The 16,356-nt window shown below is 64.8% G+C and carries 11 protein-coding genes; 4 read left to right on the top strand and 7 right to left on the bottom strand.

The window, feature by feature from the left end:
- Positions 1–24: 24 nt before the first annotated feature.
- The gene (secA, locus tag KKQ75_RS02110) at positions 25–2,814 is read right to left on the bottom strand and encodes a preprotein translocase subunit SecA (RefSeq protein WP_213359757.1); all 2,790 of its coding nucleotides are present in this window, start codon (positions 2,812–2,814) and stop codon (positions 25–27) included.
- Between the two features lie 286 nt (positions 2,815–3,100).
- On the opposite strand from secA, the gene KKQ75_RS02105 reads away from it, so the two are divergent.
- Positions 3,101–3,412: a hypothetical protein gene (locus tag KKQ75_RS02105; RefSeq protein WP_213359755.1), complete on the top strand. Its 312-nt coding sequence runs from the start codon at positions 3,101–3,103 to the stop codon at positions 3,410–3,412.
- A 97-nt stretch (positions 3,413–3,509) separates the two neighbouring features.
- On the opposite strand, the gene KKQ75_RS02100 is transcribed toward KKQ75_RS02105, so the two are convergent.
- The 3 genes from KKQ75_RS02100 to KKQ75_RS02090 all read right to left on the bottom strand — a co-directional run bounded on the left by KKQ75_RS02100 (position 3,510) and on the right by KKQ75_RS02090 (position 8,591).
- Positions 3,510–4,460, bottom strand: coding sequence for an alpha-E domain-containing protein (locus tag KKQ75_RS02100; RefSeq protein ID WP_213359753.1), 951 nt, complete (start codon positions 4,458–4,460; stop codon positions 3,510–3,512).
- Between the two features lie 27 nt (positions 4,461–4,487).
- Positions 4,488–5,927, bottom strand: a complete 1,440-nt coding sequence (locus KKQ75_RS02095) for a circularly permuted type 2 ATP-grasp protein (RefSeq protein WP_213359751.1) — start codon at positions 5,925–5,927, stop codon at positions 4,488–4,490.
- A 141-nt stretch (positions 5,928–6,068) separates the two neighbouring features.
- On the bottom strand, positions 6,069–8,591 hold the full coding sequence (locus KKQ75_RS02090) for a DNA internalization-related competence protein ComEC/Rec2 (protein WP_250130971.1): 2,523 nt from the start codon (positions 8,589–8,591) through the stop codon (positions 6,069–6,071).
- Between the two features lie 162 nt (positions 8,592–8,753).
- Between KKQ75_RS02090 and KKQ75_RS02085 the strand changes: the two genes are divergently transcribed.
- The 3 genes from KKQ75_RS02085 (at position 8,754) to KKQ75_RS02075 (ending at position 12,804) form a co-directional block, all read left to right on the top strand.
- The gene (locus KKQ75_RS02085) at positions 8,754–11,345 is read left to right on the top strand and encodes a circularly permuted type 2 ATP-grasp protein (protein ID WP_213359747.1); all 2,592 of its coding nucleotides are present in this window, start codon (positions 8,754–8,756) and stop codon (positions 11,343–11,345) included.
- Between the two features lie 12 nt (positions 11,346–11,357).
- Positions 11,358–12,284: a transglutaminase family protein gene (locus KKQ75_RS02080; protein ID WP_213359744.1), complete on the top strand. Its 927-nt coding sequence runs from the start codon at positions 11,358–11,360 to the stop codon at positions 12,282–12,284.
- Between the two features lie 61 nt (positions 12,285–12,345).
- On the top strand, positions 12,346–12,804 hold the full coding sequence (locus KKQ75_RS02075) for a RidA family protein (RefSeq protein ID WP_213359741.1): 459 nt from the start codon (positions 12,346–12,348) through the stop codon (positions 12,802–12,804).
- Between the two features lie 69 nt (positions 12,805–12,873).
- On the opposite strand, the gene KKQ75_RS02070 is transcribed toward KKQ75_RS02075, so the two are convergent.
- The 3 genes from KKQ75_RS02070 to ettA form a co-directional block, all read right to left on the bottom strand.
- Positions 12,874–13,731: a class I SAM-dependent methyltransferase gene (locus KKQ75_RS02070; RefSeq protein ID WP_250130970.1), complete on the bottom strand. Its 858-nt coding sequence runs from the start codon at positions 13,729–13,731 to the stop codon at positions 12,874–12,876.
- Between the two features lie 233 nt (positions 13,732–13,964).
- Complete coding sequence (locus KKQ75_RS02065; RefSeq protein ID WP_213359739.1) at positions 13,965–14,357, bottom strand: hypothetical protein; 393 nt, start codon at positions 14,355–14,357, stop codon at positions 13,965–13,967.
- 141 nt (positions 14,358–14,498) lie between these two features.
- Entirely contained in the window at positions 14,499–16,160 is a 1,662-nt protein-coding gene (ettA, locus tag KKQ75_RS02060; protein WP_213359737.1) for an energy-dependent translational throttle protein EttA, read from the bottom strand.
- Positions 16,161–16,356 lie beyond the last annotated feature (196 nt).

The raw sequence follows: 16,356 nt of genomic DNA, 5'->3' as shown, positions 1-16,356 counted from the left end.
TTTCCGTGGGGAGGCACGCGCTGATCAGCTCAGCTTGCCATGGCACTGCTTGTACTTCTTGCCGCTGCCGCAGGGGCAGGGATCGTTGCGACCGACACCGACGAAGGCTTCGGCCGGCATGTCGGCCAGGGCACCGGCAGCCAGCGCAGCACCGGCTGCAGCCGGTGTGCTTTCCGGCTCGCCGCTTTCGTTCGGCGAGGTGTAGGTGATGTTGATGTAGCCGCCGCCATCGCTGGGCAGCGCGGCTTCGGTGGCTTCATCCAGCTGTTGCGGCGATTCGATGCGCACGTTCATCAGGATGCGTGTGACGTCGTTCTTGATGGCATCCAGCATCTGGCCGAACAGTTCGAAGGCCTCGCGTTTGTATTCCTGCTTGGGCTGCTTCTGCGCGTAGCCGCGCAGATGGATGCCCTGGCGCAGGTGGTCCAGCGCGCTCAGGTGTTCACGCCAGTGCGTGTCCATGCTCTGCAGCAGCACGGCGCGCTCGAAGTTGACGAAGTGCTCCTCGCCCACCAGGTCGAACTTGGCCTTGAAGGCAGCGTCGGTTTCCGCCAGCACCTTCTCGACGATCTCCTCGTCGGTGATGCTGTTGGACGCCTCGACCATGCCGCGCAGGTTGATGTCCAGGCCCCAGTCCTCGGCCAGTGTCTTTTCCAGGCCGGCCAGATCCCACTGCTCTTCCATGCTCTGCGGCGGCACGAAGCTGTGCACCAGATCGGTGAAGCTGCTCTGGCGCAGGCCGTCGATCTGCTCCTGCAGGCCGATGGATTCGAGCACCTCGTTGCGCTGGCGGTAGATTACCTTGCGTTGCTCGTTGGATACGTCGTCGTACTCGAGCAGCTGCTTGCGGATGTCGAAGTTGCGGGCTTCCACCTTGCGCTGGGCGCTTTCGATGGAGCGCGTGACCATGCCGGCCTCGATCGCCTCGCCTTCGGGCATTTTCAGGCGGTCCATGATGGCACGCACGCGGTCGCCGGCGAAGATGCGCATCAACTGGTCGTCCAGGCTCAGGTAGAAGCGGGAGGAGCCCGGGTCACCCTGGCGGCCGGATCGGCCGCGCAGCTGGTTGTCGATGCGGCGCGATTCGTGGCGCTCGGTGGCGATGATGCGCAGGCCGCCCAGCTCCTTGACCTTTTCGTGGTCGGATTGCCAGTTGGCGCGCAGATCCTCGATGGTCTTCTGCTTGGCGGCATCGTCCAGGCTGGCGTCGTTCTCGACGGCAGCGATCATCTTCTCCAGGCTGCCACCCAGCACGATGTCGGTACCACGGCCGGCCATGTTGGTGGCGATGGTGATCATGTGCGGACGACCGGCCTGCACCACGATCTCGGCCTCGCGCTCGTGCTGCTTGGCGTTGAGCACCTGATGCGGCAGGCCGGCTTCGCGCAGCAAGCCCGAAATGATTTCGGAGTTCTCGATCGAGGTGGTGCCCACCAGCACCGGCTGGCCGCGCTCGTAGCACTCGCGGATGTCGTCGATGGCCGCCTTGTATTTTTCGGGCGTGGTCTTGTAGACGCGGTCGAGCTGGTCGATGCGCTGGCTCGGTCGGTTGGGCGGAATCACCACAGTTTCCAGACCGTAGATTTCCTGGAACTCGTAGGCTTCGGTGTCGGCCGTGCCGGTCATGCCGGAGAGTTTGGCGTACAGGCGGAAGTAGTTCTGGAAGGTGATGGAGGCCAAGGTCTGGTTCTCGGCCTGGATCGGCACGCCCTCTTTGGCTTCGACGGCCTGGTGCAGGCCATCGCTCCAGCGGCGGCCGGCCATCAGGCGGCCGGTGAATTCATCCACGATGACGATTTCGGGGCCGTTTTCGCCCTGCTGCACCACGTAGTGCTGGTCGCGGTGGTACAGGTGGTTGGCACGCAGCGCGGCGTACAGGTGGTGCATCAGGCTGATGTTGGCCGGGTCGTAGAGCGAGCTGCCTTCGGGCAGCAGGCCCAGCTTGGCCAGCACTTCCTCGGCATGCTCGTGGCCCTGCTCGGTCAGGTAGACCTGGTGCGCCTTTTCATCGACGGTGAAGTCGCCGGGGGTGATGACGCCTTCGCCCGTGACCAGGTTCTCTTCGCCTTCCTGACGCGTGAGGTAGGGCACCACCTGGTTCATGGCGCGATACATCTCGGTCTGGTCTTCGGCCTGGCCGCTGATGATGAGCGGGGTGCGCGCCTCGTCGATCAGGATGGAATCCACTTCATCGACGATGGCGTAGTTGAGCGGGCGCTGCACGCGCTCGGCCACTTCGTACACCATGTTGTCGCGCAGGTAGTCGAAGCCGAATTCGTTGTTGGTGCCGTAGGTGATGTCGGCGGCGTAGGCTTCCTGCTTGAGGTTGCGCGGCATCTGCGGCAGGTTCACGCCCACCGTCAGGCCCAGGAAGTTGTACAGGCGGCCCATCCATTGCGCATCGCGGTTGGCCAGGTAATCGTTCACGGTGACCACATGCACGCCGTTGCCGGACAGGGCATTTAGGTAGACCGGCAGCGTTGCAGTGAGCGTCTTGCCCTCGCCGGTGCGCATTTCGGCGATCTTGCCTTCGTGCAGCGCCAGACCGCCAATCATTTGCACGTCGAAGTGGCGCATCTTCATGATGCGCTTGGAGGCTTCTCGCACCAGGGCAAAGGCTTCGGGCAGGATGGCGTCCAGCGTTTCGCCCTTGGCGACGCGCTCGCGGAATTCCGCGGTCTTGGCAGGGATCTGCTCGTCGGAGAGCTGCTCGAAGTCCTTTTCGAGCGCATTGATGCGCGCGACCGTCTTGCGGTACTTGCCCAGCAGGCGATCGTTGCGGCTGCCGAAGATTTTGGTCAGGATGGTGGCCATGCATTCACACTGCCGCCCGGGGTGCCGCCGCCGGGGCGGGAGCTGAAGGACGGGCAGTGTCCTTGTAGTTTGTTGGGTGTTGAGGCGGATTCCGGTTCAACAGATAGGGGCGGTGCGGGCAATCTCAACTGCACGATGCTGCACCGCGTCAACCCGGGATCGGCAATCGCCCATTCTACTATCCGGCTTGGTTACAGATGCAGCAATGCCCCGTCGCAATCGATTGCATCTGTGCGCATTTGTGAAAAGCGGCCGCCCTGCCCTGCAGCGCAACGATAATGGCGCCATGCAACGCAGACACCAAGCCATCCGCCTGGAACAGGCCGCCGAAGAGGCGCCGGTGCTGGGCACGCTGATGCAGCGGCTGCGCCACGCGCAGGACTGCGGGCGCTGCATCACGCCCTTGATTCCGCCCATGCTGCGCGCGCATATCACTTTTGGCGTGGTGGAGGATGGGGAATGGTGCCTGATCGTCTCGGGCAATGCGGTGGCAGCCAAGGCACGGCAGTTGCTGCCGATCTGGCTCAAGCAGCTCAGGACGCAGGGATTCGAGGTGCAGCATATCCGCTTGCGGATGAAGGGCAGTTTGCAGAACTGATTGCGCTCCGGGGATGCATGGTCCCGGAGCACGAACGCAACGCCGACACGCAAAGCCGTAATCCCGCCATGCGCGACGCGCCGGCTCACCGCGCTGTCTAGTAGAGGAACTCGTCCGTAATCACCTGCCCCAGTTCGTGGATGCGCTCCAGGAAGCGCGTAAGGTAGCTGTGCAGGCCGGTTTCCAGGATGTCGTGAATCTCGCCATATTGCAGTTCGGACTGGATACGCCCAGCCAGGCGACGGGAGGGGCTGCTGAGGGTTTTCGCACCGATGCGGTCGAGGTTGGTCAATACCTCGTCCATGCTGGCCAGCAGCGAGCGCGGCATGTCGGGGCGCAGCATCAGCAGCTCGGCCACGCGGTCGGGGCGGATCACGTCGCGGTAGACCTTGCGGTACACCTCGAAGGCCGAGACACTGCGCAGGATGGCGCTCCAGTGGTAGAAGTCCAGCTCTTCCTGGTCCACCAGATCACTGACGTGGAATTCCTTGTCGCGGGCGTGGAATTTCACGTCCAGCAGGCGTGCGGTGTTGTCGGCGCGCTCCAGAAAGGTACCGAGGCGCAGGAACCACAGCGACTGGTCCATCAGCATGGTGCCCAGCATCACGCCGCGGGCGAGATGCGAACGGTCCTTCACCCACTCGAAGAAACGGCTGGGGTCATCGGTGAGGATGTCGGTTTTCAGCATGGCCTGCGCCTCGATCCAGGTCTGGTTGTAGGTTTCCCAGACTTCGGTGGTAAGCTGGCCGCGCACGGCGCGGGCGTTCTCGCGCGAGGCCTGGATGCAGGCGATGATGGAGGACGGGTTGTCGGCATCGGCGGCCATGAACGCGATAATGCGTTCCGGCCGGATATCGTCATGCCGGCGGCGGTAGGCCGGCAGCAGCTCGCAGATGGAGAGCAACCCCTCCCAGCCCTGCTCGGCCTGCGCGGCAGAAATCGGCAGCATGCCGGTCTGGCAGTTGACGTCCAGCATGCGGGCGGTGTTTTCGGCGCGCTCGATGTAGCGGGCCATCCACAGGAGGTGATCGGCAGTGCGTGACAGCATGGCTTCCCTTTCTTGTTGTTGTGTGGCTCAGAGCACCCAGGTGTCCTTGGTGCCGCCGCCCTGGGAGGAGTTGACGACCAGCGAGCCTTCCTTCAGCGCCACGCGCGTCAGGCCGCCTGCCACCATCTGCACTTCCTTGCCGCAGAGCACGAAGGGGCGCAGGTCGATATGGCGCGGAGCCACGCCACTGTCAACGAAGGTCGGGCAGGTGGAGAGGCTGAGCGTGGGCTGGGCGATGTAGCGCTCCGGGTGCTGCTGCAGCACGGCGCGGAACTCCTCGATCTCGGCCTTGCTGGCGGTGGGACCGATCAGCATGCCGTAGCCGCCGGCCCCATGCACTTCCTTGACGACCAGTTCATCGAGATGGTCCAGCACGTAGCGCAAGTCGTCCGGCTTGCGGCAAAGCCAGGTTGGCACGTTGGCCAGCAGCGGCTTTTCGCCGAGGTAGAACTCGATCATCTGCGGCACGTAGGGATAGATCGACTTGTCATCGGCAATGCCGGTGCCGATGGCGTTGCAGATGGCGACGTGGCCGGCGCGGTAGACGTCCATCAGGCCGGCGCAGCCCAGGGTGGATTCCTTGCGGAACACGCGCGGGTCCATGAAATCATCATCGATGCGGCGATAGATCACGTCCACGCGCTGCGGGCCCTGCGTGGTGCGCATGTAGCAGAAGCCGTCCTTGACGAACAGGTCCTGCCCCTCCACCAGTTCCACGCCCATCTGTTGCGCGAGGAAGGCGTGCTCGAAATAGGCGCTGTTGTACATGCCCGGGGTGAGCACCACGACCACCGGGTCGGAAACCGCGGCGGGAGCGCTCTGGCGCAGGGTTTCGAGCAGCAGGTCGGCGTAATGCGCCACCGGCGCCACCTTGTGCGACTGGAACAGTTCCGGACACAGCCGCATCATCATCTTGCGGTTTTCCAGCATGTAGCTCACGCCGCTGGGCACGCGCAGATTGTCTTCAAGCACGAAATACTGGCCCTCTTCCTCGCCGTGGGTGGCACGCACCACGTCGATGCCGCTGATGTGCGAGTAGACGCCATTGGGCACGCTGACGCCGATCATCTGCTGGCGGAACTGCGCGTTGCCGAGCACCTGTTCGGACGGGATGATGCCGGCCTTGAGGATGGCCTGCTCATGGTAGACGTCGTGCAGGAAGCGGTTGAGGGCGGTAACCCGCTGCGCCAGGCCGGCCTGTAGGCGGTCCCACTCGGCAACGGGGATGACGCGGGGAAGCAGGTCGAAGGGGATCAGGCGCTCGCCGCCGGTGCCGTCCTCGTCCTTGTCGCCATAGACGGCAAAGGTGATGCCGACGCGGCGAAAGATCAGTTCCGCCTCTTCGCGCAACGATTGCAGATCCTGCGGGGTCTGTTGCCGCAGCCATTGGGCATAGGCTGCGTAATGGTCCCGTACCGGCGCCAGGTCGTAGGGCACGAAACGGTACATCTCGTCGAAGGCAGTCATGCAGGATCTCCCCGGGCTTGTTGTTCTGTTGTACAGCATAGCAAGCTGCGGGGATTCCGTGTGTCGGAATGCATGCCGAGTGACGGGAGCGTCGTCCCAGCGCGTGCAGGCGGGCAACCGGTAGGTACACCATGCATCGCCTCACGTATTACCAGTGCCGCCTTGAGGAGCCTGCTGACGGACGGCGGGCAAGGGCACATCGTGCTGCCAGTAGCGGCGGTGCTGTTCACGCTCGCAGACGATCTGGTTGCTGCTGGAACGCCACCAGCCGGCGCCGCACTGGTCGGTCTGAACGATGGTGGTGCCCTGTGCCATCAGGCGTTGGAGCACGGAGGCGTGCGGGTGACCGTAGCTGTTGCGGTAACCATGCTGGATCAGCGTCCAGCGCGGCTGCACGGCCTGCAGCCATTCAAGACTGGTGGACGTGTCGCTGCCATGGTGGGCGGCCAGCAGCACATCGGATTGCAAGCGGCTTGCAGGCAGGATTTGTGCCAGCCGTAGCTCCTGCTCCACCTCGATATCCCCCGCCAGCAAGGCACTGCGTCGCCCGTTGCTGATGCGCAGCACGCAACTGCTGGCATTGGTGTTCGCTTCCGTGATGGCAGCGCCTGCAGCGGGATGCAGGACTTCGAAACGTACTCCCTCCCATTCCCACTGCTGGCCGGCCTGGCAGGTCGTGACGCCCGGGCTGGCATGCAGGGGATGCGCCGGAGGCAGCGAGCCCATGACCCGCGCCTGCGGCCGGGCCTGCAACACGGCCGGGGCGCCGCCAGCATGGTCGTTGTCGGCATGGCTGAGCACCAGACGGTCGAGCCGCTCGTCCAGCGCCGCAAGCAGCGGCACCAGGATGCGCTGCCCCGCATCGCTGCGTTCGCTGTGTCGGGCTCCGGTGTCGTACAGCAGGCTGTGGCCAGCCGTGCGCACCAGCACGGAGCTGCCTTGGCCGATATCCAGCATCAGCAGCTCGAACTCTCCGCTGGCCGGCCGTACCGATTGCCACAGCAGCACCGGCGCCAGCCAGAGCAGGCCCTGCCAGCGCCAGGAAAACGGCAACCGCGCGGCCAGCAGTATGCCGCCGCCCAGTCCGGCCATGCCTGCCCATAGCGGCGCCAGCGCTGCCCCGTGCATTGCCCACGGCCAGCCGGCCATCCATTCGAGAATGGCGTTCATCAATTGCAGCAGGTCCGCCGCCAGCAGCCACAGAGGGGGCAGCAGCACACCAAGCAACGCCAGCGGCGTGACCAGCAGGGTCACCAGCGGCACCGCCAGCATGTTGGCGGCAATGCCGGCGATGGAGAACTGGCCGAACATCAGCATCGCCAGCGGCGTTAGGGCCAGCACCACCACCCATTGCTGGTGCAGAAAGGCCCGCACCGTCTGCCAGACACGCCCGCGCCAGCCGGCTGCCGGTGCCTGCTGCGCCTCGCCGGTGATGAACAGCATGGCAACCGCGACGAAACTCAGCCAGAAGCCCGGCTGCAGCAATGCCCAGGGATCAAGCAGGGTCACGGCCAGCGCTGCCATGGCCCAGATCGCATGCCATGGCCACTGCCGCCCTCCTCCGCGCAGCACGGCCACCACCAGCAGCATGCAGACCGTGCGCTGGGCCGGCACGCCCCAGCCGCTGAACCAGGCATACAGCAGTGCAAACAGCACGCCACCCCACAAACCGGCCAGCGGCGCCGGCAGCCAGAGGCACAAGGGCCAGCCCCGGCGTGCGCTGCGTCGCCAGGCCCAGCCGACCAGGCCTCCGGCCAGCCAGGCAAACATTGTCACATGCAGCCCGGAAATGCTCATCAGGTGCGCCACGCCGGTGCGCCGGAAAATATCCCAGTCCTGGCGCTCGATGGCTGCCTGATCGCCCATCACCAGCGCTGCCAGCACACCGGCGACACGCTGGCGCTCTCCGGCATCGGCTCTGTCCTTCTGCGCGGGTGCCACGTAGGCCAGCAGCCGCTCACGCACCTGCAGGCGCACGCCGTCCATGGCGAGGTCGATGCGGTACCACGGTGCCGCTGCCAGTCGCGTTACCGCAGCATCTTCCGGTCTGACCAGCACCTGCCCGTTGGCACCGACACCCTGCTGCCACATCCAGAGCTCCAGATCAAAGCCGAAAGGGTTGCGGTTGCCGTGCGGCTGGCGCAGACGCACGGGAAATTCCCAGCGTTCGCCGGGGCTGACGCAACTGGCACATGCCCTGCCGGCGGCCAGGGTCGTATCCCGGTTGCGGGCGGCACCGTTGCTTGCAATGGCACCAGCGCCACCGTTGCCGTTACCGTTGCCGTTGCCGTTGCCGTTGCCGTTGCCGTTGCCGTTGCGCCAGCTTAACGCGACCAAAGTCGGCACCTGCACAACCTGCCCGCGCCACGTGGCCCGCTCCACCTCCAGCTGAAACCGGGCCCCATCCGCCTGCCACTGCGGCAGGCCCGCGACTGTGCCACGCACCAGCAGCTCCTGCCCTTCCAGAGCCCCGGACAGACGGTTGTCCACCGACGCTGCCGCGCGCCAGCCTGTCGATGCAAACGCCAGCAGGCCAATCGCGCCATACAGCCACCACGGCGAACGCAACAGGCCCTTCATCTGTCCCACTGCCAGCATCAACCCGCCAACGACCAGCAGCCCGTACCAGCTTTGCGTCCACAGCGACGGCTGCTGCAGTTGCACCGCAATGCCAATCACCCAGGCCAGCCCCGCCAGCGTGATTGATCGCCGCCGTGCTTCTTCATCATGAAAAATATAATTCTTATGTATTAATTTTTGTACCATGTGCGCATGGTAACGCCTTGAGAGACATGTAGAGTCCCATTCGCCCGTAGACTTGCCCGCATGATTGGGACATCCGCGCCGTTCAACCCGCCCGCCCCGCCTACTGCCGGAGACTGCGGCAGCAGCCCCGTGCCCGCTACGCCCGCCGGCTTCGATCAGAGCGCCGCCGCACCAAGCCACTTCGACGAACTCCGGGGCTCGGCATCCTCCGATACCCCCTTGCCGCTCACGCCGGACTGGCAGCGCTTTTTCAGTGCCTTGCCCGATGCGAGCCCCGCAGCGCTGGACCTGCACCAGGCCCGTCTGCAGCGTCTGATCCGCGACAACGGCATCAGCTATACCGCCCAGGGCAAAATGCCCGCCACCCTGCGACCCTGGGAACTGAACCTGTTCCCCCTGCTGCTGCGTCACGAAGAATGGCAGCACCTGGCCGCCGGCATCCGGCAGCGCATGCAGCTGCTGGAGCAGGTGATGGCCGATGTCTACGGCCCGCAGACCCTGATGCAGCAAGGCTGGCTGCCCCCGGCGCTGATCCAGGGCCACCCCGGCTATCTGCGCCCCATGCACGGCATCGTCCAGCAGCGCTATCTGCACATCGCCGCCTTCGACCTGATCCGCGACCACGCCGGCTTGTGGTGGCTGATGGCGCAGCGGACGCAGGCCCCCTCCGGCTTGGGTTATCTGATTGAAAATCGCCATGTAATGCGCCAATTGTTCCCGGAAGGGTTCAATCAGCTCAAGGTAGCGACAATCACAGAAGCCTATCGCAGCTTCCTCGACACCTTGCGGCAGCAGTGCCAGCCCCTGGTGGAAGACGGTGCAGCGCCTACCCTGGTCCTGCTTACTCCCGGCGCCCACAGCAAGACCTGGTTCGAGCAGGCCTATCTGGCCCGTTATCTGGGATTGACACTGGTGCAGGGTCACGACCTGACCGTGCGCGGCAACAAGCTCTACCTCAAGACCCTGCACGGACTGGTGCGCGTGCATGGCATGCTGCGTCGCGTGGACGACAGCTGGATGGACCCGCTGGAACTCCGTCCCGAATCACGCGAGGGCATCCCCGGCCTGCTGCAGGCCATGCGTGCCAGCCAGGTCATCGTGGCCAACAGCCCGGGCAGCAGCTTTCTGGAATCCCCCGCCCTGCAGGGCTTCCTGGCACCACTGGCGCGCCATGTGCTGGGCGAACCGCTTGCCATCCCCGCCCTGCCTACCTGGTGGTGTGGCGAGGCAGCCGTGCGCACCGGCGCCGAACAGCAGCTGCACGATTACGCCATCAAGCCAACCTATTCGGGCAGTGAGCTGCATGACAGTTTCCCCACGCGCCTGGGCCGCGAACTCGACGCCGAGGAACTTGAGCAACTCCGGAACGACATGCGTAACCAGGGCGACGATTTCACCCTGCAACATTACGCCCCCCTGTCGCAGATGCCAGCCTGGGTCCACAGCGAGAATCGGCAAGAGGGATATCCGGCGATGCGCTCCCTGGTGCTGCGCCTGTTCGCCCTGAGCGACGGCGAGGGCTGGCGTGTGCTGCCGGGCGGCATGGCCCGGCTGGCGGCTGGCGATGATTCCATCATGTCGATGCAAAATGGCGGCAGCAGCGCCGACGTCTGGGTCACTGGAAGCATCAACCCCGCCATCGCGCAGCCACCCCGGGATCACGCAAGCGAACCGGAGCGCATCGTGAGCCGCACGGCCGAAAACCTGTTCTGGCTTGGCCGCTACACCGAACGCGCAGAAAACGCCGTACGCCTGCAACTGCTCACGCTCGACAGTCTGCAGCAACTCGACCGTCCCGGACCTGCCCTGCGCCATTGGCTGCGGCAGCTGCTGCTGGACCAGCAGCTCGTCAGCAGCGAAACTCCTGCGGATCTGCCGGACGAACAGCTGGCCCGCGAACTGATGCGCCAGTGGCAGGACCGGGGCTGCGCCGCACAAGGCAATATCGCGTCAATGGCACGCACCGCCGCCGAGCTGCGCGGGCAACTGCCCCACCAGCACTGGCATCTGGTGCAGGAAGCCGAAACGCACATGCGAGCCTTGCGCACCGACAACGGCGAACAGCCAGGCCACTCCCCCATGGATCTGGCCAGCCAGCTGCACCAGCTCAGCCACGCCATGGCGGCCGTCACCGGCGTACAGCTCGACCGCCTACAGCGCGATGCCGGCTGGCAACTGCTGATGCTGGGCCGCTGGATCGAGCGCCTGAGCTTCGTGGCCGGCGCACTGCTGCCAGCCAGCACCTCCGGCACCCCGCTGGACGGCCAGACGGCCGCCACCCTGACGGCGCTGTTCGACCAGCACCTGCAGCAGCCCCGCATGCAGTCGTTCGGCCCACCGGCGGCAGAAGCCTGGCACACCCTGACCGGCAGTACGCGCCATCCCCGCTCGCTGCGCTGGGTGCTGGAGCAGATCAGCATCACGCTGCAGGCCTTGCCGCCATTGCCTTTTTCACCGGCGATGCCCGACAGTGTCCCGCTCGCGCAGCAGATCGACTCCCTGCAGGCCAGCCTGCAGCAAGCTGCCAGCGCCCCGTCCGATTCGTCGCACCTCCTGCGCCAGTGCATCCAGCTGGCCATGATGCTCACGGACGACATCACACGCACCTATTTCCACCCGGCCGACCCCGCCACCCACAGCGTGGGCGCCTGACAATCCACACCCATGCTGCTCCGCATCACCCACCAGACCCGCTACGGCTACACCCCCGCCGTGCAGCACGCCCAGCACATGGCCTGGCTGCAACCGGTCAGCACGCCCTGGCAGCAATTGCTGGATTTCCAGCTGCAGGCCGATCCCGCCCCCGCCAGCATGGACACCAGCACCGACGTGTTCGGCAACCAGCGCTGCCACTTCTCCATCGAGCAGCCGCACGAGGCGCTCACAGTCACCGCGCGCAGCCTGGTACAGACGGCAGCGCCCCCCATCCGCTTCAGCCACGCCACCTGCGCGCAGGTGCGCGAGCAGTTCGCCTACCGCGCCGGCCAGCAATTCAGCCAGGCTGCAGAGTTTCTCTACCCCTCGCCCTACGTCGCCCGCGAGCCGGCCTTTGTCGACTATGCTGCCCCCTCGCTCAGCCCCGACCGTTGCCTGTTCGAGGCGTGCATTGAACTGACCGCACGCATCCATGCCGATTTCCGCTACGACCCGCACAGCACCGACCTGCACACCCCGGCCCTCACCGCGCTGGAGCAGCGCTGCGGCGTCTGCCAGGATTTTGCGCACATCATGCTCGCCTGCCTGCGCGGACTGGGCCTGCCGGCCCGCTACGTCAGCGGCTATCTGCTCACGCAACCGCCGCCCGGCCAGCCCCGTCTGATCGGCGCCGACGCCTCGCATGCCTGGGTCTCGGTCTTCCTGCCGGATGCCCATGGCGAACAGGCGCTGGATGCGGGCGGCATCCAGCAGCACGGCCTGTGGTGCGATTTCGACCCCACCAACAACCGCTTCGGCTGGGGCACGCCCGGAGAAGACTACGTCACCGTCGCGATCGGCCGCGACTTCGGCGATGTCACGCCCCTGCGCGGCGTGCTGCACGGCGGCGGTCATGGCCACACGCTGGACGTCGGCGTGACGGTAGAGCCCGTCTGAAGCCTCGCCACGCGCGCCTACAATCGCAGTCATCCCGCCAACCCCAGAGAAGGAAACCACCATGTCCGACGTCTACGCCCAGCTCACCGCCCTCGACATCACCCTGCCCCCGGTCGCCGTGCCGGCCGCCGCCTACGTGCCCTTCGTGCAGACCGGTAACCTGATCTTCCTGAGCGGCCATATCGCCAAGCGGGACGGCCAGGTCTGGACCGGCCAGCTCGGCAAGGACATGGACACCGCCACCGGCGCCCAGGCCGCGCGTGCCGTCGCGGTAGACCTGCTCGGCACCCTGCAGGCCGCCACCGGCGACCTCAACCGCATCAAGCGCGTCGTCAAGGTGATGAGCCTGGTCAATTCCACGCCCGAATACACCGAGCAGCACCTGGTCACCAATGGCTGCAGCGAACTGATCGGACAGGTGTTCGGCAACACCATCGGCGCCCACGCGCGCAGCGCCTTCGGCGTGGCGCAGCTGCCGCTGGGAGCCTGCGTCGAGATCGAGATGATCGTCGAGGTGTAAGCCCTCCAGACGCAGCAAAGGGTGGCAGTTCACAGTGCCACCCTTTTTTTGTCCGCATGCCGGAACCGCTTATTCCACGCTCAGCACATACATCGCATAGAACGGCATGCCCGCCATGAAGGTGAATCCGGCGCTGCACATGGCATTGGCCCAGTCGTAGCCAGCCATGATGTCCATGCTGTCGATCAGGCAGAAGCGCTCGTGCGCCTGCTCCAGTTCGTCCGCGCGCTTGAGGCCCCACTTGATGCTGGCGCCCGTGTTGCGCAGCGAGGGATGCCAGAAGGCGCTGCCGGTCGCCAGCACGCTGAAGGCATCCAGCACCAGCAGCGAGCCGGCGGGCGCATAGGCACCGATGGTGTCCAGCACGCCGCGCATCTGTCCGGCGGACAGGTACATGCTCACGCCTTCCAGCAGCAGGAACAGCGGCTGGCCCTGGCGACGCGGCAGGCGCAACTGGCGCCACCAGTCCTCGGCCGTCAGGTCCACCGTGACGGTCTGCTGGCGTGCGTTGAGCGGAGGCAGCAAGCGGTCACGCAAGGCCACCACTTCGGGCAGGTCGGCATCCGTCATGCGCGTGCTGCCGTTGTCCAGCCACTGGAAATACTGGCTCAGCCCGCAACCGATGTTGACGAAGTGCGCTTTCGGATAGTCGCGCATGAAGCGCTGCGCCTGCTCGCGGATATAGCGCGTGCGGGCCAGCACGCCCCACATGCTGTAGCAATCGCCGACCCAGCGGCTGCCGTCATCGCCAATGGCAGCCAGCGTGGCGGCGGCGTAACGATCGTGCACGGCCATTTGCGGGAACATCCGGTCGCCCAGGGCGCGCCCGGCCAGTGGAATGCGCAAGGTGGAGGGAATGGCCTCTAGAGCATCGGCAGCCGCCACCAGCGGCTCGATCCGATGCGGCCGAATGGCTGTTGTATCCATGGCTCGCATGCTTGTGAGTGCAGACACGGCATCCGCACTTTGTCTCCTTGGTGACATAGTACCCGCGCTTGCCAGAAACGCACAAACCTTCTGGCGATAACGCAGGAAAAACATCAGCTATTTCAACACGTTACGAACGGGCGTGCGTTTTTTCGAGCTATTGCGAACACTGAAACGGAGTCATGCAGGAAGATTGCATTGTTCCATTTCTGTACGTCATTTTGATGACGTTCTCAGGTCTGTCCCATGGCACGCCAGGTCGGAATGCAGTGCGCCGCCAGCGCGGTAATCCACGGCGGACAGTCCGGATCGAAAGCCAGCCCGAAACGCGGGCTCACCACGAATCCGCCCCGCTCGAATGCCGCCGCATCGTGCCGGCGCACATGATCGGCCAGCCGGGCAAACGGGATCAGTTCATCACCCAGATAGAGCAGCGGCGAACGCCGGGTGATTTCCTCCAGCCGGCCGTTGTCCTGGAATCGCACGATCAGGTCCCCATAGTCCAGCTCGTTCAGCCCCACGTTGTTGCCCTGTGCGGCACGCGGACGGCCATAGTGCGCCAGCACCTGTTCGCGTGTGGCGGTGAAGGGAATGGCATCGGCCAGGAAATAGGGAATCAGGCGCATGGTGCTGCCAGCCTACCACCACCAGGTGTCAGGGCTTGTCATGACTGGTAACACCACGGTGCAACACCGGGATACAAAAAAAGCGGAACAGACCCGCAAGCCTGCTCCGCTCCTGTTCGAATCCGGCAACCGGTTTCGGGATTACTTCAGCGCCTTGTAACGCACACGCTTGGGCTTGGCACCCTCTTCACCGAGACGCTTGATCTTGTCGGCTTCGTACTCCTGGTAGTTGCCGTCGAAGAATACCCACTGCGAATCGCCTTCTGCCGCCAGAATGTGCGTGCAGATGCGGTCCAGGAACCAGCGGTCGTGGCTGATTACCATCACGCTGCCGGCAAACTCCAGCAGCGCGTCTTCCAGCGCACGCAGGGTTTCCACGTCCAGGTCGTTGGAGGGTTCGTCCAGCAGCAGCACGTTGCCGCCCTGCATCAGCGTCTTGGCCAGGTGCAGGCGGCCACGCTCACCACCGGACAGCATGCCGACCTTCTTCTGCTGGTCGCCGCCGTTGAAGTTGAAGCGGCCGCAGTAGGCACGGCTTGGCATCTGGAACTTGCCCACGGTGATGATGTCCAGGCCGCCGGAGATGTCTTCCCACACGGTCTTGTCGTTGGCCAGGTCATCGCGGTGCTGGTCGACAAAGGCCATCTGCACGGTCTTGCCGATCTTCACCTCGCCGCTGTCCGGCTGCTCCAGGCCGGCCACCAGCTTGAACAGCGTGGACTTGCCCGCGCCGTTCGGGCCGATGATGCCGACGATGGCACCCGCCGGTACCTTGAAGCTCAGATTGTCGATCAGCAGGCGGTCGCCAAAGGACTTGCTCACATTGGTGAACTCGATCACCTCGGTGCCCAGACGCTCGGCCACCGGAATGAAGATTTCCTGCGTCTCGTTGCGCTTCTGGTATTCGTAGTCACTCAGTTCCTCGAAGCGGGCCAGACGCGCCTTGCTCTTGGCCTGACGGCCCTTCGGGTTCTGGCGCGCCCATTCCAGTTCCTTCTTCATGGCCTTGGTGCGGGCGTCTTCGGTGCGCTGCTCCTGTTCCAGACGCGCTTCCTTCTGCTCCAGCCAGGTGCTGTAGTTGCCCTTGTAGGGAATGCCGTGGCCGCGGTCCAGTTCCAGAATCCACTCGGCGGCGTTGTCGAGGAAGTAGCGGTCGTGCGTGATGGCCACCACGGTGCCCGGAAAGCGCTGCAGAAAGATTTCCAGCCACTCCACCGATTCGGCGTCCAGGTGGTTGGTGGGCTCGTCCAGCAGCAGCATGTCGGGCTTGGAGAGCAGCAGCTTGCACAGCGCCACACGGCGTTTTTCACCACCGGAGAGTTTGCCGATCACGGCCTCCCAGGGCGGCAGGCGCAGTGCGTCGGCAGCGATCTCGAGCTGGTGTTCGCTGTCGGTGCCGGCCGCGGCAATGATGGCCTCCAGCTTGCCCTGTTCTTCACTCAGCGCGTCGAAGTCGGCGTCCGGCTCGGCATAGGCGGCGTAGATTTCTTCCAGGCGGGCGCGGGCGTCGTTGACTTCCTTCATCGCCTCTTCCACCGCCTCGCGCACGGTGTGCTCGGGGTTGAGTTGCGGCTCCTGCGGCAGGTAGCCGATGTCCAGCCCCGGCATCGGGGTGGCTTCGCCTTCGATTTCCTTGTCGATGCCGGCCATGATCTTGAGCAGCGTGGACTTGCCCGAGCCGTTCAGGCCCAGCACACCGATCTTGGCGCCGGGAAAGAAGCTGAGCGAAATGTCCTTCAGGATCTGGCGCTTGGGCGGCACGATCTTGCTGACGCGATTCATGGAATAGACGTACTGGGCCATGGATTTTCCTTGTAATACGGATGAGGTGGCAGCCGCCACACCCTGTGCGGGCGGGCTGTTTCGGGCTGCAATTGTCAAAAATTTACGCTTGCTGGCAAATTTCTTTGCCCTCCATTATCCCAGCATGCGACAATACTTGCTGTTGCCACCACCAGTGCATGGCAACACCAGCATTTTGCTGCATGCCGCGCCCACG

This window comes from Brachymonas denitrificans, from assembly GCF_907163135.1.
Taxonomy (GTDB): Bacteria; Pseudomonadota; Gammaproteobacteria; order Burkholderiales; family Burkholderiaceae_C; genus Brachymonas; species Brachymonas denitrificans_A.
The sequence above is the reverse complement of the archived record's forward strand: the minus strand, read 5'-3'. Positions and strand labels throughout refer to the sequence as shown.